The following is a 25,670-nucleotide window of genomic DNA, read 5'->3' on the forward strand; positions in this document are numbered from 1 at the left end:
ATGTTTAAATCATTGAATCTGAAAGCCGATTATTATTCAAGTGAGGAAAACCTTCTTTATGACTTTTATGAACCCGTATTAACCAGAACTGTTAGATATGATAGAGTTAGCGGATATTTTAGCGGCAAACTTTTTAGAAATATTACTAAAAGTCTTAGTGAAGAGGTTTTAAGTTCAATAAAGATAAGGTTGATAATATCTGAGGAAATTTCCCCCTCAGATTATGAGGCAATAAAACTAGGCTATCAGAAAAGGCAAGAGTTAATAGATAATCTTAGTAAAGAAATAGAAATGATTTCCAAAAATGATGAAGTTACTCTAAATAATATTGCTTATCTAATCGCAAATGGTAATTTGGATATAAAGTTTGGATTTAAGGAGCAAGGCAAGTTTCACTCTAAGTTTAGTTTGTTCTACGACGAGGCAGAAAATATTATCCACACAAAAGGGTCCAACAATGAAACAATAGCGGGTTACGAAAATAATTATGAAGCTTTCGATGTAACACTTTCTTGGATTGAGAATGATTTCTATAGAGAAAAAATTCCCAGGGCTCAAAGAGAATTTGATTTACTATGGAATGATAAAAAGAAAGAGTCTTATATTCATGTAAAAGAAATCGATGAAGTAATTAAAGAACGGTTGTTGGAATTTAACGGAGGGATATATTATTTGACTAAAACACCCGAAAATACTGTAATTTTAACCTTAGATAACTCACAGTTACACCTTATTAATCATCTAAAGGACCGGTCTATGTTTGATCCTAATAAACGGTTCATTAAAAGAAAAATCGATAAATATTTATCAGGGCCATTCCCTGAATTTAAAAATAACTTAGACTATAGACAATTAATTAGTATTATAGAGGAATTCAAAAAACACTCTAAGAAATTCAATTACAATCTTGTCGTTTCAAAAGAATTGGAGAGTTTTATTGAGAAACAGAATTTGATGATTAATGAGAGAAGCGATTACGGTATCTATTTAAAAAAAGAAATGAGTTATCTAAAAAGTGAATTTGGAAATTTTAAGGAGATTGTGAACTCGGAATTGGTGAGGGAGTTAAGGACACAACAAATGCACAGTGCCTTTTACATGACTGAGATGAAACGTGTTGCAAACTTCTCAGTTCCCGGTTCGGGTAAAACTAGTATGGTTTATGGTGCTTTTGCCTATTTATCATCGACGGAAGTAAGAAACCCTATAAAGAGGATTTTAATGATTGGTCCCAAAAACTCATTTGATTCATGGAAAATAGAATTCAAAGAGAATTTTGGACACAAAAGACAGTTAGATTATTTAGATATTCATGAAGTAGAGAACGCGGATTTGGAACTATACAGTAAGTGGGACAAGAAAAACCTAATATTAATTAATTATGAGTCACTATTAAAGTATTATCATATATTGCTGGACAAGCTTGATTCAAGTACGATGCTTGTTTTTGATGAAGTGCACAGAATTAAAAACTATGAGAGCGAAAGAGCATACGCGGCTAAGAAGATTTCATTAAAGACTAATTTTAGGTTTGTCCTAACTGGAACTCCAATTCCTAATTCATACACTGATGTTTATAATTTCTTAAATATTTTATTCGGTGAGGATTATGATTACTTTTTTAACTATGATGTACATGATCTAAAAAAACCGAATCAGACTCGAATTGAAGAGATAAACAACAAATTGTACCCATTTTATTGGAGAACTAATAAAAAAGAGTTAGGTGTACCTGATGCTAATCCGGACATTATTAAAAGTATACAGCCTACTGAAGAAGAACAAACATTGATTGATTTGCTTTATGAAAAATTTGGACACTCTCCTTTCAGTTTGTATATACGCCTAATTCAACTATCTAGCAACCCTAAACTATTATTGAAAGGCAATTTTTCAGAATTGATAGAAACAGAGGAAGAATCCAATATTAATTTCAATCACATATTATCTTACGAAGATTTTCATGACTATTCATGGACTGAAAAAGAAAATGAATTAATTAATAACATAGGGGTTTCTTCTAAGTATAAGTTAATGCTTGAAGATTTATTGAGTTTGGCTAGTTCAGGCAAAAGAGTCATTGTGTGGTGTATATTTGTAGATACCATTAATATGGTGCAAGACGATTTGATAAGTGCAGGTATTAATGCAGAAAAGATTTTTGGGTCAACTGTTCATGCCGATAGGCAAGTTATTATTAATCGATTTAAGTCAGGTGAGATTGATGTTCTAATTACTAACCCACACACATTAGGAGAATCAGTTTCATTACACAAACACTGCCACAATGCTATTTATTTGGAGTGTTCATTTAATTTAACTCACCTATTACAATCAAGAGATCGAATCCACAGGCTCGGACTAAGTAAAGATCAGGAGACGAATTATTATTTTTATTTCTTAGAAAGTGAACAAGGTAATAGGTCAACAATCGATGATAAAATTTATCAAAGATTAGCAGAAAAAGAGGAGACTATGCTAGCAGCAATTGACTCTGATGGAGTTAATATTATGCCTACAGTAAGTATTAATGACATAAAAGACCTATTTAAATAGAAAGTCCTCTAGGAGGGCTTTTTCTCTTATAAAATGAATTTGAAGCTTATCTTTAAGACTGTTATACATTAATTGCTAGTGCAATTATAAAGGAAAAAACATAAATATATAGAATCTATTAAATTAAAGCACCCATCAACCGCTCACTTCTAATCTTAATGAGTTTGGAGGTGGTCAATATGGCAAAACGTCGCGGTAATTGTTCTTGTACCCCTCGTCGTCGTGGCCCAATGACTGTTCATGTCAAAACATACAGACGGTCAGATGGAACACGTGTAAACGGCCACCGTCGCCATAGACCTTCTTAATCTTATAAGTTTTAAAAGCCGGGAAGAAGTTGATGGTGTGCTAGCTAAATTGCTATATTAATCGCTTGATCTATTAACTCAGATTCCTCTATAACCCCTACTTGATCAAAAAGAGCTCTATGAACTACTTTAAACTCTTCAGCCAAACTTCTTCTTACTGTCATAATTTCTTTTTTACTACGGCCACATTCCCAACCTTCCAATAACGATTGTTGCCAGCTATCTAGTTCACTTCTTTCGCCTTCGTATTTCGCCCAATCACCTAACGTATTGGGTTGCACGCCTTGTTTCATATACCATCCAGAAACAATCATATGACGCATTGAATCAACACAGTTCAAAGCGTAATAGTACTCACCCCTCATTACTCGGCGATATGACTCGTGAAAGTGAGCTAAAAACTTATTGCGCCAACTTTCCACATCTTCTTTCGTTGGTTTATAAACGAGATTGATAGATTCATTCAATACCTCTGTAAGATCTCCTTTTAGATCTTTTACAATGTGAATATCTTTTAACCAAATAGATGGTTTAATTTGTTCAGGTGTAAAATAGAAGACATCGACTTTCACGAAGCAATCAAAGTGAGCGATTGTGTATGGCACACTTGGGCCTGGATCCTCATAAAACAAGACATGGCCCCAGTTTTGAGGACGAACCTTTTTATTGGATATACACTCCTCAAAGTATTCAGGTGATACTACTACTCGTAGGTCTATATCAGAGTATAAATCCGTACTTTCACTCCCAATCGAACCACCATAAAACAGACCAAGTACACGATCATCTTTCAGTAAATCTTGCTCGATCGAGTCTTTTAATATTTTTTGATAGGCTGGTAGCTCTAAGTCTCTGTCTTTATGTTTTAAATAATCCATACTCAAAATGGCAGCTCCTTCATAAAGTCTATTACCTTTATATTCTCTTTACTTTTTGTCTTATCCTTCTTTAAATCCATCCATTCCTACTACTAATCAACCAAACATTTATAACGATCAGCGCTACTACAACGATTCTTTCTGCTGATGAGCCTGTCCTAAATGAAAGGGGGAACCGGAAATTGCGCTTCGTGATTGGGTGTAGTAACGGTACGCCTCGCTTCGTTAAAAAGTCACCAAAAATGTGGGATGCTACACCGAGTACTAAGCCGTATTGTAAATAGTCTGGGATGACGAACCACGTGCTCACCAATGATAGGTAAACTGTCATGAGAGCTATAAACAGTAATGAATGTGTCCACGTGCGGTGGCTACTCAATATGAAAAAGACGAGTACGATCGTTGCTAATACGAATGTCATCTCTTCATCAATGAATGTCCAAAATTGTTCTGGTTGCCATATGTAGAGCGCTCCTGCTAATGCCGTGACACTGATAGCGATTGGGTATGCATAACGACCGAGTTTTGACGATTTCGAGTCCATATCAGGAAGCAGTGCGCCGATCATGACGATGATGATAAAAAGAATCGTTTCATTGATGCCGATTATTTCAATTGGAAGAAGGTGCGAAAAAGTAATCGCTGCCACTCCCCAAGTTAATCCCATAGCTTGATGTCCACTTGCCATCATGATGTTGATTTCCTTTCTCATGTTGTTTTAATAGATTTTTATATTACCATTAATTAGCACTGTTCACATCGGTCTTTGTTCTTAAGAAGTTTCAGAATCCGGCGTTCGCCGAATTAATCGGTTGTTTCGCCGGAAAAATGAGGATTTCGCCGGATTATTGAAAATTTCGCCGGAATATCATAAAAATCGCCGAATTAATTTTATTGAACGTAAAAAAATCCTCCCCGCTATGATAGGCAGGAAGGATTTTCGCTTATACAATTATGAATTCGCGATGTCACGCGCTTTATCAAACTCTTCTTGAACTTCTCGCTTAGGTCCAGAGCCGATTAAACTTACAACTACAGCACCAACTGTCGCGAGTAAGAAGCCTGGAACCATTTCGTATAATCCACCGAATGGGTCAATGTACTCCCAAGTGATTACAGTGATTGCACCAAGCAGAATACCGACTAATGCACCATTTCTAGTTAGGCGCTTCCAGAATAGTGATAGTAAAATGATTGGTCCAAATGAGGCACCGAATCCGGCCCACGCATAGGCGACGAGATCGAGCACTCGACTCGTATCATCGCTTGCTATCACTAGTGCAATTAATGCAATGACGATAACGGAAATACGTGCTACCCATACAAGCTCTTGGTTTGAAGCGTTCTTTCTAAAGAAACCTTTGTAGAAGTCTTCTGCTACAGCTGAAGACGATACAAGTAGCTGAGAGTCAACTGTACTCATAATCGCAGCTAGAATGGCAGCTAGTAAAATACCGGCTACTATTGGATGTGTTAACAGTTGTGTCATCGCAATGAAAATAGCTTCTTCATTCGCTAGCATCAGCAGGCCATTTTCCTGCACTGTTTCAATTCCGCGTTCAGCTAACTCTGATTGGACAGACTCTGTTGCGATATACGCAAGACCTGCAATACCGACGAAGATCGCACCGAATAGTGATAACACCATCCAAGTCATACCGATAAAACGAGCAGTTGGTACATCTTTATGCGAACGAATCGCCATGAAACGAGCTAAAATATGTGGCTGGCCGAAGTAACCTAACCCCCAAGCCAGTGAAGAAATAATCGCTAGCATTCCTACACCTTGCACCATGTGAAGGTGGTCGCCACCAGCTAAATCGCCGATAATGTTAACTGTCTCATTCCAACCACCCAGCTCAGTAATTGTAATGATTGGTAATACAATTAAAGCAAGAAACATTAATGAACCTTGAATAAAGTCAGTCCAACTAACCGCAATAAATCCACCTAAAAATGTGTAAATAATAATGACTGCTCCACCAATTAATAAAGCAACCATGTAATCATAACCAAACGTACTACTGAATAATACAGCACCACCAACTAAACCTGATGCCACATAGACTGTGAAGAAAACCAAAATAACAACAGCCGATGCACTTCGTAGTAAACGAGAGTTATCACGGAATCGGTTTTCTAAAAAGTCCGGTAACGTGATCGCATTGTTCGAAACTTCCGTATAAACACGTAATCTTCTTGCAACGAATTGCCAGTTTAAATAAGCACCAATCGTTAAACCGACAGCAATCCAAGCTTCGCCAAACCCTGCTAAATAAATAGCACCAGGCAAACCGAGAATTAACCAACTACTCATGTCAGAAGCGCCTGCACTTAATGCTGCTACTCCTGGCCCTAACTTACGACCACCTAAAAAGTAGTCTGATAGGTTGTTCGTTAAACGATAACCAATAATACCTAAAACAAGCATCCCCAAAATGTAGATAAAAAAGGTAACTAGAGTCGCTGTATCCATTATTGATCACGCTCCTTTACCCATGAAACAAATGATAGAATGACGACTAATGACATTGGCACAAACAACCAAAAATATGTACCAAGCGTAATACTATACTCCTCCATCAAATCTCCCCTTTTTTGATTAGTACACTATCATTTTACTCAAAATTAAGAAAAATTGAAAACTTTTATTATATTATATTATATTCTATAAGTTAACATTTAGACTCTTTAAAAAGCAAAAGTATACCCAAATAGCAGACCTTATACCTACTAAATTTAGGTATACTAATAAATTACTCATGCACTTGAAACACTCACCCTCTTCGACGTTCAACTAAGTTAATGCCAATTCCCATGGAGACGACACCAATTAAGATCATGATAATAATCGGCTGGGTGATGTCTTGCCACGTAGCATCATACAGCGTGACACCAATCATGGCTTCTATTGCGTGAGACACAGGAAACAGGTCGCCAATAAAGGTCATAACAGGATGAGTAATCGTTCCTGGCATCATATAGGCTCCACTAATTAACGGAATAAGTGGTATGACCGACGGGTAAAGAGCATAAAACTGCTCAGGCCCTTTCACGATTCCTGTAAACAACATCGCAATACTTACCATACTAAACGTAAATACCGCAACAACCACTACTAACAAATCAAACCGTTCACCAAGATCATATTGCAAAACATAGTTGAAAACCATTAAGACAATGACAGTCTGAACAAACCCTATAAAAAATGCGTAAGCAATATACCCAGTATACATACTCGTTTTTCCTACTGGTGAAAGAATGACTCTGTCCCAAATACAGTCAACTTTATCCTTTGATACATTATTTACCCGAAAACCGATAATAAACATGGCAACAAGTAACGTAAATGCATACATTAATTGAATCCCCATGTCATGGGCTGATAATTCTTCACCTGTCGTAGACTCTACTTCCATAGCGAATAATGGGTCTTCCAATTGCGATTTAATTTCTTGACGCAACTCCTCTGGATTACTTGCTTCTTCAGTAGCTACTTGAATTCGCGCTTCCCTTTCAAAAACTGTCCTCACATGTTGATCAACATATTGGACCGTCGGAAGGTTGGAGGAAGTGACAATTTCATAATCGTCTTCAAACAACTTAATCGCTAAATCCGAACGCCCTTGACGAACATTGTCTCTAGCTTCTTCTTCTTCTGTCACAACAAATTCCATGTTACCTTCTTGATTCAATAACTGTTCCCATTTTGCTTCTATTTCTTCAGTTTGTTCTTCTTCACTAAAGATTTGAACGGTAACCGGAGCTTGTGTCCCTCCTGTAAATAAAACTGTTGCCAAGACACTTCCTACGATAAATAAAATGATTAAAGCAGGGCTTCGTCGATCCTTTGCCAATTGTGCTAAAAAGACAGGCATCATGAGACATCACCTCTTTTCGGATACAACTTTATTCCTATAAATAACGAAACGATCACAATAATCGATAATATAATACTTGGCATAACTAAAATTGAAAAGTCTTCATACTGAATCCACTCAATTAACGTTGCTAATACCAATCCATTCGGTGTCATTTCTCCAATTTGTTGAAGCCAATTTGGTAGTAAGTAAATCGGTACAAAATTACCACCAATAACACCAAAGACCATGATGACTAACATAAAGATTCCATCTCCTGTTTCCGGCTTTTTCAATCGAAGCATAACCGAGGTCATAACAGCAGAAATCGCAGCAATAGCTAATGTGTAAATCGTAACCATTAAAATAAGCCCAACCCAAACTGCGGCACCATGGTCAGAAAAAACACCTAAAATGAAATGCGAACCTATGAAAATGAGCATCATTTGGCACCATGCTAAAATAAATGTCCCCATCGTTTTACCGAACAAGTAATATAGTGGTGGCGAATTGGTTAAAACAATACGTTTAAACGTATTCTCCCGCTTCTCTATACCCGTTCGAGTAGCAACTGTGGCAGCTAAAAATAAGACGAACAATGCCCCCATAGATATCGTAAAGTATTGATCCATACTAAAAGGTTGTTGGCCTTCTACATTTTCAACTTCCCCTTGAGGTAATGCATCGCTAGGAACTTCAACATCGCCACCAGCGCTAGAAATAGCGTGGTGCAAATTCATATGATCTAAATAACTTTGAATGACATTTGATAATATTTCAACTTCCATCGTCTGATCATCAGCTTGAAAGATTAATGATTGTTCAGCCGGTTCATTTAAATACATGTCAGCTAATAAATGAAAGGTGTAGTCTTCAGGTATAATTAAACTTGCGTCAAGATTACCTTGCTCGACTTCCTCCTGTGCTTCTTCTTTCACCATTGTTTCTACTGACACCCATTCTGCTAATTCTGGACTATTCAAATATTCAATTAAACCTTCGACAGGTGGAAGAGCATGAACACCTATTAGCAACTCTTCTAATTCATTACTTGAGAAATCAGAAGTTTGCCTCGATTGTTCTTCAAAGCGCTCTAAACCTTGTTCTTGCTCATCTTCTATAACAAGTCCTAGATTCAAATCGTATTCTTCATCATTTTCCTCGCCAAACATCCCTGGCATCACGAGGCTTAATATAACAACTAAAGCAAGTGGTAATAAGATAATGATTGCAACTTCTTTTCGATCACGCCAAAACAACAGTAAATCTTTTATAAGAAACGTCCACATTCATACCACCTCCTAGTCCCTCAAAGTTCTGCCAGTTAGATGAAGGAATACATTTTCTAAACTAGGGTTTTCCATTTGAAAATTCAAGATTTGAACTTGGTGACGTTCACCAACATTCACTAGTTCACTCACAATGTTACTTGCCTTTTTCGCTATAATGTTAATTTCTTCACCAGATACTTCAACTTTTCTTACACCTTCAATTTCTTTAACAGCTGCAAGAAATTCTTCATCTATTCTATTGGGCTGAACACTAATTGTATCTTCATTAGAAAGAATGCTTAACAGTTCTGATTTTGTACCTTTGGCAATGACTTTACCATGGTCCATAATGTAGACACGATTACATAACTGCTCTACTTCTTCCATATAGTGACTCGTGTAAAGAACTGTTGTACCTTTTTGTTCATTTAGCTGACGAACCATTTCTAAAATGTAATTTCTCGATTGTGGGTCGATCCCGACAGTCGGCTCATCTAAAATGAGGATTTTTGGGTTATGCAATAAAGCCGTTGCAATATTAACACGCCTCTTCATTCCGCCTGAGAATGTTTTGATTAGATCTTTTTGCCTTTCTTTAAGGCCAACGATTTCAAGCGTATCCTGTATTCGTGATTCCAGTTCACTTTTAGGCACACGATATATGCGGCCAAAAAACTTTAAGTTTTCATAAGCGGACAGCTCTTCATATAATGCAATTTCTTGTGGAACAACGCCAAGGACTTTTCGTAAATCGACTGGATTTTTAATCGTACTCTTTTGGTTTAATTTCACATCCCCAGATGTAGGTTTTAACAATGATGAAATCATCGAAATTGTTGTAGACTTACCTGCTCCATTTGGGCCAAGTAAACCGACTGATTCCCCTTGATCTAAATATAATTCAACTTCGTCAACGACGGTTTTCCCTTTGAATGCCTTCGTTAACTGAACAGTTTCTAACATGGAATTACCCCTTTCTTCACGTCTTTCATTAATTCTTAGTTTTATCTTAAACGAAAAAAAACTAGAGCCAATACTGACTCTAGTCATTAAATGACATTAAACCGTGACTTCAGTCATTTTTATTTTAAACAAGATTATGTCTAATTGCATAAATGGCAAGTTGGGTTCGGTCTCGTAAATCGAGTTTGTCTAAAATGGTGCTCGTGTTGTTTTTCACCGTCCCGACTGATAACCCTAATTGATCAGCTATTTCCCGATTGCTTAGCCCTTCACCAATACATTTCAAAATAGCACGTTCACGAGGGGTTATCTGTTCATCAACTTTTTCAAGCTTAGATTGGTCGTTAACAAGAGTCGGGACAACTTTCGCTGCGACTTGATCCTCGATTGTTAAGCCACCTGATAAGGCACTTTTAATCGAGCGAATCAAAGAATCTGTATCACCATTTTTTAGCATATAGCCATTCACCCCAAGCTTTAACGATTCCATGACATAATGGTCATCATCAAACGTCGTTAGCATGAGAATTTTCATCATAGGCCATCTCGAGCGAATTACCCTAGCTGTGTCAATACCATCCATTTCAGGCATACGTATATCTAAAACGGCAATATCAAACAGTTGCTTCTCGCACAGTTCAATCGCCTCTTTACCATGGTTAGCCTCACCCGTTACACGGATCTCAGGGTCAGATTCAACCATTACTTTTAAACCTTGTCGAACCATCGTTTGATCTTCAGCCAACAGGATGTTGATCATTCAGTTCCCCCCTGTTCATTCAGTCTGATCCAAGCTCGTAAAACAAATTGTTGGTCGCCTTTTTGAGCTTCGACGCCACCACCTACTTTTTCTAACCGCTCCTGCATTGATGTTAGGCCATAACCCTTTTTAAAAGGTTGGTTAGAGTGAATCGGATTAACTATTTCAAAGCGAAAAATACTTCCACCTGGTGAATCGAACGTAATTTGAGCTTCTCTTGCCTGACTATGTTTCATAATATTAGTTAGTCCTTCTTGTACACATCGATAAATGACAAACGATTGCTCACCAGTTAAAGGAGCAGCAAACGCCCCATGTTTTACGGAAAAATGTATTTGAAGAAAACTTTCCATCTCAAGCTTTCGAATTAATCGCATGACACCTTGCAGCCCACCGATTTCCTTTTGTTTAAAAGTTTTCACAGCTTTTCGTGTTTCGTCCAAACTTTCATTTGCTAGTGTCTTAAGCTGCTCAATCTGTTGTATTTCTTCAGTTCCAGAAGTTAAGCGAAGCGCTTCAGTTTGCATAATGATAGACGTAAGCTTATGCCCAACAGAATCATGAATCTCTTGACCAATCATATGTCTTTCTTCTTGACGTACTGTCTCTTCATGATCAGTAATTCGCCTTCTTAGACTGCGATACTCGCCATACAACTCCTCATATTGAGCCGACAGATCCTCATACTGATGATGTCTAATATTATAATAAATGATTCCAGATATCATAACGACCATATACAATACAACAAACAGGATTATGGGTGAGGATGCACCACCAAATAAGATGAATGTACTGACTGGCAATAAACTAAACGACATGACAACAGTAAGTGGGATGACCGATAACTTTTCAGATGCTTCAGCTAGTAATAACGTAAGAGCAAGCCAAACTAACAGGTGATAGTCTATCGATCCAATCGGAAAAAAAGTCAAAGTTAACGTAACTATTTTCAAACAAAAGATTACACTTAAATAAACTGGCCTTTTATAAAATAGTGGTATGACAAAAAATAAAGCAAAGTACACGGCTACACCAAGCAACCGCCATACATGATCATTCAAATCCATAAACAGTGGATAAACTAATCCACTCCAAATCAGTAAATGTAAAACGATCCAATACCAAAAGCCTTTCACGATACTCCCCCACTCTAGAGCAAACTAATTCTTTTTCACACTAATTCCATCAACACGACGCCAATCATAACAAATATTAAAATAACAAGGACGATTAGAAAATAGGAATAACCTTTTTTCTCACTTTTGATGACATCTTTTAGCACATAAGCAACCAAAACTGCAAAACCAAGTAAAACGACAATAATCACAATTTCATTAATAATAAACATCTGTTCCCCCCCCTGAATAAGTTCAGATTAAACTGCTTAGGAAAACTTCTCACACTTTATTGTTAGCCTTTTACTAAATCATAACAAAAAATAAAACACCACAAATAAAATTGTGATGTTTAGTCGTTATTTTTATTTGTAGTTGTCGAAAAAAGTCGCCTATGAGCTTCTTGGGCTATTCTATGAGCCTCTCGGACCGTTCTTTGAGCTTCTCGGGCCATTCTATGAGCCTCTCGGACCGTTCTATGAGCCTCTTAACGAGAGGTGCTACCTAAGCTACCACCCATACTGTGACATACTCACGAAGATCGTCACTATACAAATTACTACCGCAATAATTATAGAACCAGCTATCAATTTATTCATATAGACCCCCCAATACATAAATATGCCTGTATTAGAAGGTGTATGCCGTTACTAGTTTAAAATTAGGTGAATCTTGAATATGTTAGCTCCTCCTTTGAATAAGATTGAGTAAAAGCAATTAACAAGGATGGATTGTATGTGGAAAGAGTTTAAACAGTTTGCGTTGCGAGGCAATGTTTTTGAATTAGCCATTGCGGTTGTGATCGGAACAGCTTTCAGCAAAATTGTCGATTCACTCGTCAACGATATTCTCATGCCTGTTCTTGGGGTGTTAGCTGGCGGGACGAGCTTTAAATTTCTTGCGTTAAATATAAATGGCGTGATCATAAGGTACGGCTCATTTTTCCAAACGATGGTTGATTTCTTAGTTATCTCATTCTCTATTTACCTCTTCATTAAACTGTTTAACTACATAAGAGGTGATGAGAGTGTCTCATTAAAAGAACCACCCCACCCTAACCAAGAAGTTTTAACTGAGATTAGAGACCTTTTAAAAGCAAAAGAAAAACCAAAGCCAAAGAAAGACACTCAAGAGAGGAAAGTTAAAGTTCGAATCAGATAAAATAAAAAAGAGAGGGTATAACACAAAATGTTATACCCTTAAATTTAACTTATTAACTTTAGAACTTCACATACCACTACCAGTATAAAAACACCGCCAACAAAGCGACTACTGTTGCTACTGAACTTGAAATAATCCCAACGACAAACTGTTCACCTTTCGTATAAACACCTGCTAAGCTAGCATAATAAGTCGTCGGAGCGTGAATTGGAATTAAGATCGTCCCTCCAATTACCGTCATAATTAACAATGCTAATGCTACAGGGGAGAGGTCAATTAGGCTTGCATACGACATCATAATTGGAAAAATCACGACGATCGCTGATGTTGAGTTCGTGAACATCCAGCGCATGATTCCAATAAATAAAATAATAAAAATCACTTTCATCCAAGTGCTTGCTCCATCTGGCACTAGTTGAATTAGAGCTGTTGCAATCATTTCAGCCGTCCCATTCTCAGCCATAATAAACCCTAATGAGAACGAGGTTCCTAATAGTAAGAACGTCTCCCAATCAAAGTTTCTAATGAGTTGGTTGTTTACCAAACCGATTGCTGGAATCGCTAAAAAGGCAACCATCAACATTGGCGGTAAAATAATTGGAACAACTGTTGGATCAGTTGCAATCCAGGCAACAACCATCGCTAGGAAGGCAAAAACAACATACCAAAACTTCGGATGCTCAACTTGCTTTGCCTCCAAATGATGTTTTGGCGCTTCTATTTGAACATTACTCTCCTCACCAGTTTTCCATTTAAAATAAAGCCAGACGAAAACTGATGAAAATAGTGTAATGACAAAAAGCGGTGGAGCCATTAACCCCATCCATTCTAACCACTGAATTTGCGCAACGTTATACTCTACCATTAACTGATAAGCGATAACAGCAAAGCCACCACCGGTAAAAACGATGAACGTCCCTTTCTGATTCAAGAAACTAATAACAAATAAGCCGAACTTATTAAAGACACTTTCGTTTGAAAAGCCGTTCAAATCGTTCATCCGTTTAATTAAAGGTTCTAATATTTTATAGCGCGCAACAGCTGACGGTAGGATGATTGGAAGTAAAACCATCATAATTGGTAAACTGACGACCAACCGGCTCACACGGCCGTCACTAAACTTTTGAAACACACGCGCTATAACTTGGTCAAAACCAACAATAACAAGGACTTGGCTAATTAAAGATAAAAGAACAATAAAGTATAAACCAGTCGTTAAAAACCCTTGAAAGGCTTGATCTGGTTCATCAACGACACCAAGCCCAATTAATAGTGCCAACACTAAAATGCTTGAAGCGCCTTGTGGCATCGTCGATAATGTCCATAAATAAATGGCGATGACAAGAACTAGCAATGTGTATTGCTGTTCAGGCGAGAAAGGTGTTAGAAACGTAGCTTTACCTACAAAAAATGTCCCTAAAATCACGCCCCAAACAAGCAATACAGCACGACTAGATTTTAATATTTGTAGCATTTTAACAACCTTCTATGCTTCTTGTTTCTTTTGACGCATTGATTTAATGATCGGGAATGCAAATGATAAGACAGATAAAATGATCAACACTAATGAAATATTGTTCGTAAAGAAGATTGAAATATCGCCATTTGAACTCGTCATTGCCTGTCTAAATGATTGCTCCATCATACCGCCTAAAATAAACGCTAAAATAAACGGCGGTGCTGGGAAAGCAAACATTCTCATTAAGAAACCGATCACACCAAATGCTAGTAGTAGATATAAATCAAACGTACTGAAGCTAATCGCATAAACACCAATTAAGCTGAACACGATTACTAGAGAAATTAATAATGGTCTAGGTACTGTTAATACTCTAGCAATGTAAGGGATTAACGGTAAGTTTAAAATTAATAGAAAGACATTACCGATATACATACTAGCAATAATCCCCCAGAAAATTTCTGGGTTGTCGCCCATTAACATAGGACCTGGTTGAACGCCTAGTACTAAGAAAGCACCTAACATGACAGCTGTCGTACCAGAGCCTGGAATACCTAAACTTAATAACGGCACGAATGAACCACTAGTTGCTGCGTTGTTCGACGCTTCTGGTGCTGCTAGTCCTTTTACTGCACCTTTACCGAATTTCTCAGGGTTTTTAGACAATCTTTTTTCTGAAATATAGCTAATAAAAGATGCAATCGTTGCACCAGCACCAGGTAAAATACCGAGTACGAAACCTAAGATCGACTGGCGACCTGATGGGCCAGCGATTTCTTTCATATCTTGCTTCGATAGTTTTAAGCTACCTAACTGCTTAGCGTCTGTAATTGATTTCTTATGACGGTTAATAATTAAATAACCTACTTCAGCAATCGCAAATAAACCTAATGCGATAATTAAGAAATCAATTCCGTCTAATAGATTAGTGCTTCCGAATGTGTAACGAGCTGTCCCTGTTTGTGGGTCAATCCCGATTGTGGCGACCATAAAGCCAATGACAGCGGATATTAATGCTTTAACTGTCGAGCCCTCTGAAAGACTCGCAATCGCGGTAAGACCTAATAACATTAAAGCAAAATAGGCTGGTGGCCCGAATGAAATGGCAACACTTGATAACATCGGTGCAAAAGCCATTAGTAAAATAACACTAATCGTACCGCCGATAAATGATGATATTGCGGCAATCGCTAGCGCTTTACCAGCTTGACCGTTCTGTGCCATTGGATACCCATCAAATGACGATGCCACTGTTCCGGAGATACCAGGGGCATTTAATAAAATAGATGACGTTGAACCACCGAACACAGCACCGTAATAAACACCGGCCATCATAACAAGTGCAAGTGTCGGGTTCATGCCATAAGTGATGGGGATCATAATGGCAATCGCACTAATTGGCCCTAACCCTGGTAACATACCGATAAAAGTACCGACAAATACACCAAGTAGTACGAATAAAATACCTTCAAGACTTAAGGCAACTTCAAAACCTGTTAAAATTCCTTCAATCGCTCCCATGATCTCCCTCCTTTAAAATGGCATTACACCTTGTGGTAGATTTATATTTAATAAGAAAACGAAAATACTATATAAAAATAGTGGGAAACAAACTGACACAATCGCATTGACTAAATTATTTTCGTAACCTAAAAACTTCGAAGAACTAAAAATGAAAAGTGCCGTCATAATGAGAAAGCCAACAATCTCAAGTAATGTAATGAAAATTAGTGCCAAGACGAATACGCCTGATATAGCTTTCACATCTTTTTTCGGAATGTGACGTTTCGCTTTTTGTTCTTCTGAGTCTTTGTCTTCGCTGAAAAATAATGCAATAGATAAGACGAGTAAAATCCAACCTAGCGTTTTCGGGATCGCATCAGCGTCTACAGGGATATAAGGGTAAGTCGGCAATTGGTAACTCATAAACAAGTATCCAGCTGATATTAGAAATAACACTAAACCGATTTTACGATTAACATTGTTTAACACTGTCAGGCACCTACCTTTCTATGAAATAACGGGAAGCCAACGGGAACATCCGTTGACTTCCGCATTAATTTTATTCAGCTGATAATTCTAGTTCGTCTAGAATTTCTTCAAATACTTCATTTTCTTGTTCAAGGAACTCTTGGTACTCTTCGCTACCCATGAACATTTCGTCCCAACCGTAGTTGTCACGTACTTCTGCGAATGCTTCAGTCTCGCTCATTTCTTTTAACTTTTCTTCGTAATACTCAACTGCAGCTTCGTCCATGTCTCCAGGACCGAAGAACCCTCTCCAGTTAACGAATGTTTCATCAATGCCTTGTTCTTTTGCAGTTGGAATTTCTGATAAGATCTCGCCTTCTAAGCGCTCTTCAGAAGTAACCGCTAAAGCACGAATGTCTTCAGAACGGATCTGTTCAACGATTTGACCTACACCTGTTGAGAATACGTCTGCACTACCGTTTAGTAATTGAGTAACGCCACCTGCATCTGGGTCAGACACGTAGCTAATTTGAGAAATGTCTACACCAGCTTCACGTGCAAAGCGGATGAACTGAATGTGGTCCATGCTTCCTGGAGCTGAAGTACCTACTACCGTAATCTCTGATGGATCTTCTTTCATATCTTCAAATAATTCATTTAAATCGTCCCACTCAGCATCGTCACGTACTGCGAAAGATGCATAGTCTGCAATGACATTTGCAATTGGTGTGAAGTCTTCATAGTTATAATCTGATTGACCATTTAAAGGTACTAATAATAATGGTGAAGATGATACGAACAAGTCGTATGGGCTGTCACCTTGATTGGCAATGTGTGCCCAACCTACTGCACCACCAGCTCCTGGTTGGTTTACAACTCCAATGTCTTGGTCAATGATTCCTTCTTCAGTTAATGTTTGAGCTGTCATACGAGCTGTCGTATCCCAGCCACCACCAGCACCCGCTGGCGCTACTAATTCAATTGACTCTTCCGGCTCCCAGTCTTGTGGTTCACCGTTGTCTCCTTCGTCCGCTGCTTGGTCGTCGCCACCACATGCAGCTAATACTAATAACATAAAAGCAAAGATTGAACCTGCTAATAGTTTTTTCATTTTGTTTCCCCCTGTTCAAAATTTATTAATAAAAATGTCACAACTTTTTAAGTAATTCCTATGATAATCCGAACTTTCTAAAATGTAACCGTTTTCAAAATAAGCAACATTAGTTACATTTTTAACTTTTTGTTCATTTTGTTCACAGGAGGTTAAGCAAATAAAAAAGCTAAGGCTTTAAGTTCACCTTAGCTTTGATAGTATCGTCGTTCTGGTCTACCGACGATTCCGTATTCTAATTCTGCTTGGCATTCGCCTTCTGAAATGAGGTACTCTAAATAACGGCGCGCTGTCGTACGCGATGCTCCCATTTGGACACCCATTTCCTCAGCGGTTACACCAACTTCTTTTTGCAATATTTCTTTTACCTTTTTCAACGTTAACGGATCGATTCCTTTTGGTGTATCTTGTGGCAAAGGTTCATCCTTTGTTTTCGAGTCACGGCCGAAATAAGCATCTAGAAACTGCTGATCAACTTCATCGCGGTTCGTTAACTCTTCTCGGAACTGCCTAAACTTCTCAACAGCTTCTGTGAAACGGTCAAGCGTAACGGGTTTAATAATATAGTCGAATACCCCTTTATGCAGTGCTTGTTCGACGATTTCTCGTTCAGTTCCAGCACTAATCATAATAATGCCTATGTGAGGCTGGATGGCTTTTATATCTTCAATTAAATCAATCCCTAACCGATCCGGCATATATATATCTAATAATATTAAGTCTACTTCATGTTGATTTAACTGATTTAATGTGTCTTCAGCCGTTAGCGACTTAAAGACAACTTCACAATCGTCAACTTTATTTAAAAAACCTTCATGAATAGAAGCAACACGGTAGTCATCTTCTGTAATGGCTACTTTCAATGTCATGTAGTTCACCTTCTTTCTTTAGGTAAATAAACTGTAAATATAGTCCCTTTACCTTGTTCACTTGATAACTCTATTGTTCCATCTAACTCTTTAACGACTTCTGCTACAATCGATAAGCCGTAACCTCGGTCGTCTTCTCCTTTAGTCGAATAACCTTTTTGAAAGATTTTCTGCTGCACATCTTCTGGGATCCCATTCCCTTCATCACTTACTTCAAAAATGACATCGTGTCCATAATCCGTCACTGAAAACGTCACTTGTGAATAGTTATGATCTTTCACTGCTTCAAAAGCATTGTCTAACAAGTTCCCTAAAATCGTAACGAGTTTCGACGTGCTTATATGCTCAGGCAATGGTGATAGCATACTATCAGGGTCGATTACTAAGTCTACTTTCTTCTCTGAAGCTTTACCGAGCTTACCGAGCAAAATCGCTTGAACAGACTGGTCTTCTATATTTGAAAACAACGTCTTCGTCTGTTGGTGGTGTTGCTTCGACTCCTCTTGAATCATATTAATTGCTTCATCATAATTACCTAACTGCAACAGCCCCGAAATCACATACAATTTATTTGTATACTCATGTGTTTGAGCACGCAAGTCTTCTGAATAACTTTTCACTTCTGATAGCGTATTAATCATATCTTGAAGTTCAGTCTTGTCACGGAAACTTGCTACAACGCCTACAACGTCATTTTCTTCCATAATCGGCGTACGGTTTACAATATAAACTCGATCTTTTAACACCATTTCATCATCATACTCAGGTTCACCATTGCTTAATACTTCAATCATACGTGTACTCGGTAATATATCATTAATATGCTCATTTTTTACATCTTCACTTAGACCTAACATTTTGCGAGCTGAATGGTTCATGATTGAAATTTTACCTGTATGGTCAATAGCAATAATTCCTTCTTTAACAGAACGTAATACAGCTTTTCTTTCACGGTATAAAGTAACGATTTCATGTGGCTCTAGGCCAAGGATGTCTCTTCGAATACTTCTTGTTAAAAATATACTACCAATAACACCGAGAGCTAATATGATTGATGAGTTAATAAACAACACTTGCAGTCGTTCAAAAATAATGCCACGAATATCTTCAATTAAAAAACCAACTGACACGACTCCAATTATTTCATCGTTGTCGTTAAACACTGGCGCTTTCCCACGCAAAGAAGGACCAAGAGAACCAACCGCTTCAGACTTGTAGTATTCCCCATGAACTAAAGCAGGATCATTATCGCCACCGACCATTTCTTGTCCTATTCGGTCTTCATTCGGGTGAGAGTAACGAATGCTATTCTCATTTCCTACGACAACAAATTCAGCCCCAACCGTCTGACGAATATCTTCTGCAATCGGTTGAATAACTTCTGATGGGTTGTCTAGCTCGTAAGCTTCTATTACCTCTGGCGTTAATGAAATTGAAGTGGCTACATCTAACGCTCTTTGCCCCATTTGATCTTTTGTTTGCGTCCACTCTATATAAGAATAAATTGCAGTAATTAACAACGTTACAATGATTAAGAGTGAAATAATCGATGTTAAGATCTTCGTTCGTAATGAAACTCTATTTAACATAATTAGGGGCACCTTCCTTACGTCTCGTCATAGCTTTAGTTACAGTTTATCGGCTAAACTCTTAATCGACAACAATACTGAACATATATTTTACATAAAAAAACTAGGATGCGACGATCACACCCTAGTTAGTCGTTACCCTAACACCGCTCGGTCACTTTCAATTTGCTTACCTCGTATGCGGTGGAATTCATCTAATAAATTTTTAATTGTGAGCTCTTGTTTTTCCTCTCCTGACACATCGAAAATAATTTGCCCTTTGTCCATCATTATTAAACGGTCACCTAAATCTAACGCTTGTTGCATATTATGTGTAACCATTAAAGTTGTTAGCTCAAATTTCTTTACGACATCAGCCGTAATTTCAGTAATGAGCTCTGCTCTTGATGGGTCTAATGCTGCTGTATGTTCATCAAGCATTAAAATATGTGGCTCAGTGAATGTCGCCATTAATAACGATAACGCTTGGCGCTCACCACCTGATAGTAAACCGACTCTCGCGTTCAATCGGTCTTCTAAGCCTAAGTTCAATGACTCTAAATATTCACGGTACATTTCACGACGTTTTTTTGTGACGCCTGGAATAAGCTTACGCTTTTTGTCACGTGAATAGGCCATAGCTAAGTTTTCTTCAATTGTCATTGAAGGTGCTGTACCTGCCATTGGGTCTTGGAACACTCGCCCGATAAAACTAGCTCGTTTATATTCAGGTAAATGAACAACGTGTTTGTCATCGATCATGACTTCTCCTACGTCCGGAATTAAACTTCCTGAAACGACGTTCATTAACGTCGATTTACCCGCACCGTTACTACCAATGACCGTGACAAATTCACCTTTTTTCAGTTCCAAGTCAACGGATTGTAAAGCCCTCTTTTCATCAGGTGTCTCTTCATTGAATGTAATCGACACGTCCTTTAAGTTAAGCACTGTGGACCTCTCCTTCCTTGCGTTGGAGTAGTTCAGCCTTTTTCTGAAGCCTTCGTTTCTTCTCTTTCCGTGCTTGGATCATTCTTGGTGCGACTAATGCAGCAATGACTAATACAGCAGTAATTAACTTCATGTCACCCGAGTCTAAAAAGTCCACACGAAGCGCCATCGTTACTACTATTCGGTAAACAATCGCACCACCAATGACAGCTAAAGTCGCAATAATAATTGTACGCTTTCCAAATAACGCCTCACCAATAATTACGGATGCAAGACCGATGACAATCATACCGATCCCCATGTTAACGTTCGCAAAACCACCGTATTGGCCAATCAGTGCTCCTGATAAAGCAACTAAACCGTTAGAAATCCCAATACCAATAATAATTAGCCCATCTGTATTAGCTGATAAGCTGCGGATCATCTTCTGGTTATCACCCGTTGCTCTTAATGCTAGTCCTACTTCCGTCTTTAAGAAGTAATCTAAAAACACTTTAACCATTAATGTTAAAATGATCATGACTGAGAAAACGAGCCAAGTTCCTGAAAATCGTTCAGCCCCTAAGGATAAAACGATATTATTGAAAAAAGCATCGAATCCTGAAGCAACCCACCACGATTGAATCTGTGTAAACAAGGTCGACTCATTAAGCATCGAGACGGTTGGCTGTCCCATCAGCCGTAAATTGATTGAATAAAGCGCAATCATCATTAAAATACCGGCTAGCAAGGCATTAATTTTACCTTTTGTATGCAAGACACCGGTAATACAACCTGCGATAAAACCTGCAAATGCACCTAACAATGTAGCTAATATAGGTGACATCCCTCCGACGATTGCGACACCAGCAACACCAGCTCCAGTTACAAAACTACCGTCTACTGTTAAATCAGGAAAGTGTAATATACGAAACGACAAATATACGCCTAAAGCCATTAACGCGTAAATTGCACCTGATTCAAATGCACCAAATAACGATATTAGCATGACGTCCTCCTTCGATCTCAAGTAGAGCTCTTTCTATTATTTGAATGAAAGCGCTTGGCAATTTAAATGCAAAGCCAAGCGCCCATTCGTTACTTTATAAAATCGAACTTAGTCTATTAAATAGTTTTATTCCTCTTCTTCTGGTTCGATAAATTGTGCTTCATCATCCCAATCATCGTGCCATTCTACACCTTGTAATTCGGCTGCTTCTTCGTTAATGAATAGTTGGATCTCAGGTGGATGCTCTGCAGGAATATCTCCAATTTCCTGCTCACCTGTTAAAATATCAGCTGCCATTTCACCTGAGCGGTAACCAATCGTGTAATAATCAATACCGAATGTTGCAAAACCACCTTTTGCGACTGAATCTGGCTCACCAGTTATTAAAGGAATTTCATTGTTGTTCGCTACCCCAATAACGCTATCAAGTGCTTCTACTACAGTGTTATCTGTCACGATAAAGAATACGTCAATATCACTTACTAACGTCGTTGCTGCTTGTTGTACTTCTGATGCGTTAGCTACTGTACGGTCGTGTAGTGATAAACTCGTTCCTTCAGCAGCTTCTTCTACAGCTTCAATTTGTGCAACAGAGTTCGGCTCACCAGCGTTATAGATTAAACCAACTCCCGCACCTTCAAAATACTGATCGATAAATTCAACTGTAGCTTCAATTGCACCTGGGTGTAGATCTTGCACTCCTGTTACATTCGTACCTGGGTCTTCCAATGACTCAATAACACCTGCACCTACGGCATCTGTTACTGATGTAAACACAATTGGAATGTCTTTCGTTGCTTCATAGGCACCTTGTGTACTTGGTGTTGAGTTAGTAAAAATTAAATCAACGCCATCAGCTACAAAAGCATCTGAGATCGGCTTAACATTGTTTGGGTCATTTTGTGCATCTTGGAAGTCATACTCAACATTTAACCCTGCATCCTCTAAAGCATCTTGGAACCCTTCATAAGCTCTGTCTAATGATGGGTGCTGAACAATTTGTGTTGCACCAATGTTGAACGTTTCACCTTCTGCACCCCCTTCATCTCCGCCTCCATTATCTTCACCATCACCACATGCTACTAACAACAACACCCCTACTAACGCGACAAACAACAATTGAAAAACCTTTTTCATCCAATGTATCCCCCTCTTATAATTAATAATTGGCTTTTAAAGCGCCAAGCTTTAAACACTATTTTCAAATACTTTGGATTGCTTTTGTTTTTTCGGTGGTGTATGAATCGATTGGCCAACAAGCGCTTCAACCGCTTCAATCAATCCTTCGTTCATGCTAGGGTGAGCATAATGTGGGAACGTTAAGTCTTCTGTTTTGGCAGCCATTTCAAGCAACTGCACAAAGTGACTCGACATCTCCACTGCGCCTTCACCAATCATATGAACGCCTAAAATGATGTCAGTATCAGCATCACTAATGACTTTTACAAAGCCATCACGCATACCGATAATTGATGTAAATCCGTTAGCTCCTAAGTTAAACTGACCTACTTTATAATTAATTTCATTGGTTTGTGTTTCTTGTTCAGTTAACCCGACTGACGCAATCGGTGGATTCGTATGAGCTATAAAAGGTAAAAACGTTAAGTCAGCTTCAGGATTCTCACCTGCGACGGCCTCGGCTGCTACCTTCCCTTGCTTGATCGCTTTTACAGCTAACGGGTCACCTTCTGTTAAGTCACCAATCGCGAATATGTTCGGTGTGGAAGTTTTCATTTGATGGTCGACAGCAACATGGCCTGAATCAGTTAAGTTAACACCTAAGCGGTTCAAACCTAGTGAGTCTATGTTTGGTTTTCTCTCACCGCTACTATAGATGTGTGTTGCTTCTATCTGTTGTTCTTCTCCACTTTTATTAACAGTTACTGTTAGTCCTTGTTCAGCTTCTTCTACTAATTTTATAGTCGCTTGATTGACAATATTAATCTTTCTCTTCTTAAATAGTCGCTTTAATTCCTTTATTAAATCAGAATCTAAAGATGACTGGTCATCTTTAGTTATTAACGTTACTTTAGTTCCAAAACTATGAAACACAGAAGCTACTTCTAAGGCTAAGTAGTCAAAGCCGTCCACAATAAGGTGTTCAGGTATTTCTTCAATTTGAAATACTTCTTCTGCTAGAAAAGCTTTTTCACTATTGATTGGGAAATAATTAGGTTTTATAGCTTGGCTACCTGTAGCAATGATGGCGTTTTTATATATGTAGTGATCAAATTGATGACCGTTTTCAACGCCAATTCGCTGATCACCTGTAAACGTTGCAGTTCCTTGTATGACCTCGATTTCGTTCGTTTTCAGTAAAGATTCAACACCTTTTCTTAATTGTGTCGTCACTTGTGATTTATATTGTTGCAATTGATTTAAATCCACTGTACTAGATGAGTCTACTCCAACTCCTAAGTTTTGCATGTGAGAGATTTCATTGACCTTTTTACTAGCGTAAGTCCACACTTTCGAAGGAATACACCCTTCGTTTAGGCAAATGCCGCCTAGATCGGCTTGTTCTACTAAAGATACGTTTAAACCGAGTTGTGCAGCGCGTATGGCGGCTGTATATCCACCTGGTCCGCCGCCAATGACGACTAAGTCGCGCTCTTCTGTAATTTCGCCAACAACCATTTATACCAACTCCAGCATTAGTTTGTTCGGATTTTCTATTAACTCGTTTAATCGGTTCGTAAACGCCACAGCCGTTGCACCATCTGCTACGCGGTGGTCAAATGACATTGACACGTTCATCATGTAACCTGGCACAATTTCGTCTTGTTCATTATAGATTGGCAGTTTACGAGTTTTATGAAAGGCAATAAGCGCCGTTTCTGGATAGTTGATAATCGGCGTTGCTCCAGTACTACCTAATGGGCCGACATTACTCATCGTAAACGTACTACCTTTTAGTAACTGAGGTTCTAGATTGCCGTTTTGTGCCTTTTCAGTTATAGCTTTCATATCACTATGAATTTGTCGCAATGACTTACGGTCAACGTCATGTAAAACCGGGACGATTAAACCGTCTTTTGTATCTGATGCGAGACCGATATGGTATTGCTTCTTTAAATTAATTTGTTCATTTTCTTCGTCTAATTGTGCGTTAAAAACTGGGAAGTCCTTTAATGTAATGACAAGCGCTTTTAGTAGGAAAGCCGGGATGGATATTTTGTCTCCAGTTTCTTTTAACTCTTCACGAAGCTGGAATAGTCTTGTCATATTGATTTCATCAAAGTGTGTCACGTGAGGAATAGTATAAATTGATTGAGTCATTTTGTTCGCAATTGTTTTTCGAATCCCTCTAAATGGAATCGTTTCTTGCTCTGGCTTGCTTGCTGAATCTAGTTCCAATGTTACCGGTTCAGATCGTTCTTTTTGTTGCACTTGAGGTTCTGATTTCGTTCCGTTTATAAATTGATACACATCTTCTTCTGTCACTCGTCCAGATGGATCAGAAGCTGTCACTTGTTCTATATCAATTTGATTGTCTCTTGCAATTTTTCTCGTATATGGTGTTGCTAATACGCGGTTTACTTTCGTTTGAATTCGCCTATTTTGCAACCCTTTTGTTTCATTCGTCGCTTTTGCTGGCTCAGGATCTGACTGTTGTTCAGGTTGTTTCGCACCGACCCCTTCTATATAAAGTAATGTTGTACCAACTTGGACGGTTTCTCCAACAGGTACGACAATTTCTTTAACAGTACCTTTTCCTGGTGAAGGGAGTTCAGCAACCATTTTGTCTGTTTGAACTTCAACGAGTGGTTGGTCAGTTGAAACCGAATCACCTTCTTTAACGAAGTAATTGACGATTTCCCCTTCTGTCATCCCTTCTCCTATATCGTGTAATTTTACTTCTAACAATGTGCTCACCC

General features: G+C 38.3%; 23 protein-coding genes. 3 read left to right on the top strand and 20 right to left on the bottom strand.

The features are described from left to right. Together AHA02nite_RS01225 and AHA02nite_RS15355 are read left to right on the top strand one after the other, a co-directional pair. Complete coding sequence (locus AHA02nite_RS01225) at positions 1 to 2,556, top strand: SNF2-related protein (protein ID WP_146813583.1); 2,556 nt, start codon at positions 1 to 3, stop codon at positions 2,554 to 2,556. 179 nt (positions 2,557 to 2,735) lie between these two features. Beyond that, a complete protein-coding gene (locus AHA02nite_RS15355; RefSeq protein ID WP_281284086.1) occupies positions 2,736 to 2,864 on the top strand; it encodes a hypothetical protein in 129 nt (42 codons plus the stop codon). A gap of 44 nt (positions 2,865 to 2,908) precedes the next feature. Here the strand turns inward: AHA02nite_RS15355 and AHA02nite_RS01230 are convergent, their stop codons facing one another. The 9 genes from AHA02nite_RS01230 to AHA02nite_RS15040 all read right to left on the bottom strand — a co-directional run bounded on the left by AHA02nite_RS01230 (position 2,909) and on the right by AHA02nite_RS15040 (position 11,947). Next, entirely contained in the window at positions 2,909 to 3,742 is an 834-nt protein-coding gene (locus AHA02nite_RS01230; protein WP_146814104.1) for a hypothetical protein, read from the bottom strand. Between the two features lie 70 nt (positions 3,743 to 3,812). Further along, positions 3,813 to 4,433, bottom strand: coding sequence for a metal-dependent hydrolase (locus AHA02nite_RS01235; protein WP_218025397.1), 621 nt, complete (start codon positions 4,431 to 4,433; stop codon positions 3,813 to 3,815). Between the two features lie 261 nt (positions 4,434 to 4,694). After that, positions 4,695 to 6,218 (bottom strand): sodium/proline symporter PutP, encoded by a 1,524-nt coding sequence (putP, locus tag AHA02nite_RS01240; RefSeq protein WP_146813587.1) that lies wholly within the window; start codon positions 6,216 to 6,218, stop codon positions 4,695 to 4,697. A gap of 301 nt (positions 6,219 to 6,519) precedes the next feature. Further along, positions 6,520 to 7,623, bottom strand: coding sequence for an ABC transporter permease (locus AHA02nite_RS01245; RefSeq protein ID WP_146813589.1), 1,104 nt, complete (start codon positions 7,621 to 7,623; stop codon positions 6,520 to 6,522). Beyond that, positions 7,620 to 8,891, bottom strand: a complete 1,272-nt coding sequence (locus AHA02nite_RS01250) for an ABC transporter permease (protein WP_146813591.1) — start codon at positions 8,889 to 8,891, stop codon at positions 7,620 to 7,622. Before AHA02nite_RS01250 ends, AHA02nite_RS01245 begins: the two co-directional genes overlap by 4 nt. A gap of 12 nt (positions 8,892 to 8,903) precedes the next feature. Further along, positions 8,904 to 9,836: an ABC transporter ATP-binding protein gene (locus AHA02nite_RS01255; RefSeq protein WP_146813593.1), complete on the bottom strand. Its 933-nt coding sequence runs from the start codon at positions 9,834 to 9,836 to the stop codon at positions 8,904 to 8,906. Positions 9,837 to 9,960: 124 nt separating this feature from the next. Next, on the bottom strand, positions 9,961 to 10,596 hold the full coding sequence (locus tag AHA02nite_RS01260) for a response regulator (protein ID WP_146813595.1): 636 nt from the start codon (positions 10,594 to 10,596) through the stop codon (positions 9,961 to 9,963). Then, the gene (locus tag AHA02nite_RS01265; RefSeq protein WP_146813597.1) at positions 10,593 to 11,735 is read right to left on the bottom strand and encodes a sensor histidine kinase; all 1,143 of its coding nucleotides are present in this window, start codon (positions 11,733 to 11,735) and stop codon (positions 10,593 to 10,595) included. Before AHA02nite_RS01265 ends, AHA02nite_RS01260 begins: the two co-directional genes overlap by 4 nt. A 35-nt stretch (positions 11,736 to 11,770) precedes the next feature. Continuing rightward, positions 11,771 to 11,947 (bottom strand): hypothetical protein, encoded by a 177-nt coding sequence (locus tag AHA02nite_RS15040; RefSeq protein ID WP_170235942.1) that lies wholly within the window; start codon positions 11,945 to 11,947, stop codon positions 11,771 to 11,773. Positions 11,948 to 12,449: 502 nt separating this feature from the next. On the opposite strand from AHA02nite_RS15040, the gene mscL reads away from it, so the two are divergent. Next, a complete protein-coding gene (gene mscL, locus AHA02nite_RS01270; protein WP_146813600.1) occupies positions 12,450 to 12,875 on the top strand; it encodes a large conductance mechanosensitive channel protein MscL in 426 nt (141 codons plus the stop codon). A 76-nt stretch (positions 12,876 to 12,951) separates the two neighbouring features. Here mscL and AHA02nite_RS01275 read toward each other — a convergent pair whose 3' ends face one another. From AHA02nite_RS01275 to AHA02nite_RS01325, 11 genes are all read right to left on the bottom strand, one after another. Continuing rightward, on the bottom strand, positions 12,952 to 14,349 hold the full coding sequence (locus AHA02nite_RS01275) for an SLC13 family permease (RefSeq protein ID WP_146813602.1): 1,398 nt from the start codon (positions 14,347 to 14,349) through the stop codon (positions 12,952 to 12,954). A gap of 12 nt (positions 14,350 to 14,361) precedes the next feature. Next, positions 14,362 to 15,855 (bottom strand): tripartite tricarboxylate transporter permease, encoded by a 1,494-nt coding sequence (locus AHA02nite_RS01280; RefSeq protein WP_146813607.1) that lies wholly within the window; start codon positions 15,853 to 15,855, stop codon positions 14,362 to 14,364. A 12-nt stretch (positions 15,856 to 15,867) separates the two neighbouring features. Further along, positions 15,868 to 16,326: a tripartite tricarboxylate transporter TctB family protein gene (locus AHA02nite_RS01285; protein WP_146813609.1), complete on the bottom strand. Its 459-nt coding sequence runs from the start codon at positions 16,324 to 16,326 to the stop codon at positions 15,868 to 15,870. Between the two features lie 70 nt (positions 16,327 to 16,396). Further along, the gene (locus AHA02nite_RS01290; protein ID WP_146813611.1) at positions 16,397 to 17,416 is read right to left on the bottom strand and encodes a tripartite tricarboxylate transporter substrate binding protein; all 1,020 of its coding nucleotides are present in this window, start codon (positions 17,414 to 17,416) and stop codon (positions 16,397 to 16,399) included. Positions 17,417 to 17,604: 188 nt separating this feature from the next. Beyond that, positions 17,605 to 18,285: a response regulator gene (locus AHA02nite_RS01295; protein ID WP_146813613.1), complete on the bottom strand. Its 681-nt coding sequence runs from the start codon at positions 18,283 to 18,285 to the stop codon at positions 17,605 to 17,607. Between the two features lie 5 nt (positions 18,286 to 18,290). Continuing rightward, positions 18,291 to 19,874, bottom strand: a complete 1,584-nt coding sequence (locus AHA02nite_RS01300; RefSeq protein ID WP_146813615.1) for an ATP-binding protein — start codon at positions 19,872 to 19,874, stop codon at positions 18,291 to 18,293. Positions 19,875 to 20,009: 135 nt separating this feature from the next. Further along, entirely contained in the window at positions 20,010 to 20,804 is a 795-nt protein-coding gene (locus AHA02nite_RS01305; RefSeq protein ID WP_146813618.1) for an ABC transporter ATP-binding protein, read from the bottom strand. Next, positions 20,797 to 21,792 carry an ABC transporter permease gene (locus AHA02nite_RS01310; protein WP_146813620.1) on the bottom strand — a complete coding sequence of 332 codons (996 nt, stop codon included), beginning with the start codon at positions 21,790 to 21,792 and terminating at the stop codon, positions 20,797 to 20,799. Before AHA02nite_RS01310 ends, AHA02nite_RS01305 begins: the two co-directional genes overlap by 8 nt. A 126-nt stretch (positions 21,793 to 21,918) precedes the next feature. Beyond that, positions 21,919 to 22,929 carry an ABC transporter substrate-binding protein gene (locus AHA02nite_RS01315; protein WP_146813621.1) on the bottom strand — a complete coding sequence of 337 codons (1,011 nt, stop codon included), beginning with the start codon at positions 22,927 to 22,929 and terminating at the stop codon, positions 21,919 to 21,921. 51 nt (positions 22,930 to 22,980) lie between these two features. Continuing rightward, complete coding sequence (lpdA, locus tag AHA02nite_RS01320) at positions 22,981 to 24,429, bottom strand: dihydrolipoyl dehydrogenase (protein ID WP_146813623.1); 1,449 nt, start codon at positions 24,427 to 24,429, stop codon at positions 22,981 to 22,983. Further along, the gene (locus tag AHA02nite_RS01325) at positions 24,430 to 25,659 is read right to left on the bottom strand and encodes a dihydrolipoamide acetyltransferase family protein (RefSeq protein ID WP_146813625.1); all 1,230 of its coding nucleotides are present in this window, start codon (positions 25,657 to 25,659) and stop codon (positions 24,430 to 24,432) included. Between the last annotated feature and the right edge of the window lie 11 nt (positions 25,660 to 25,670).

It is taken from the genome of Alkalibacillus haloalkaliphilus (assembly GCF_007991275.1).
Lineage (GTDB): Bacteria > Bacillota > Bacilli > Bacillales > Alkalibacillaceae > Alkalibacillus > Alkalibacillus haloalkaliphilus.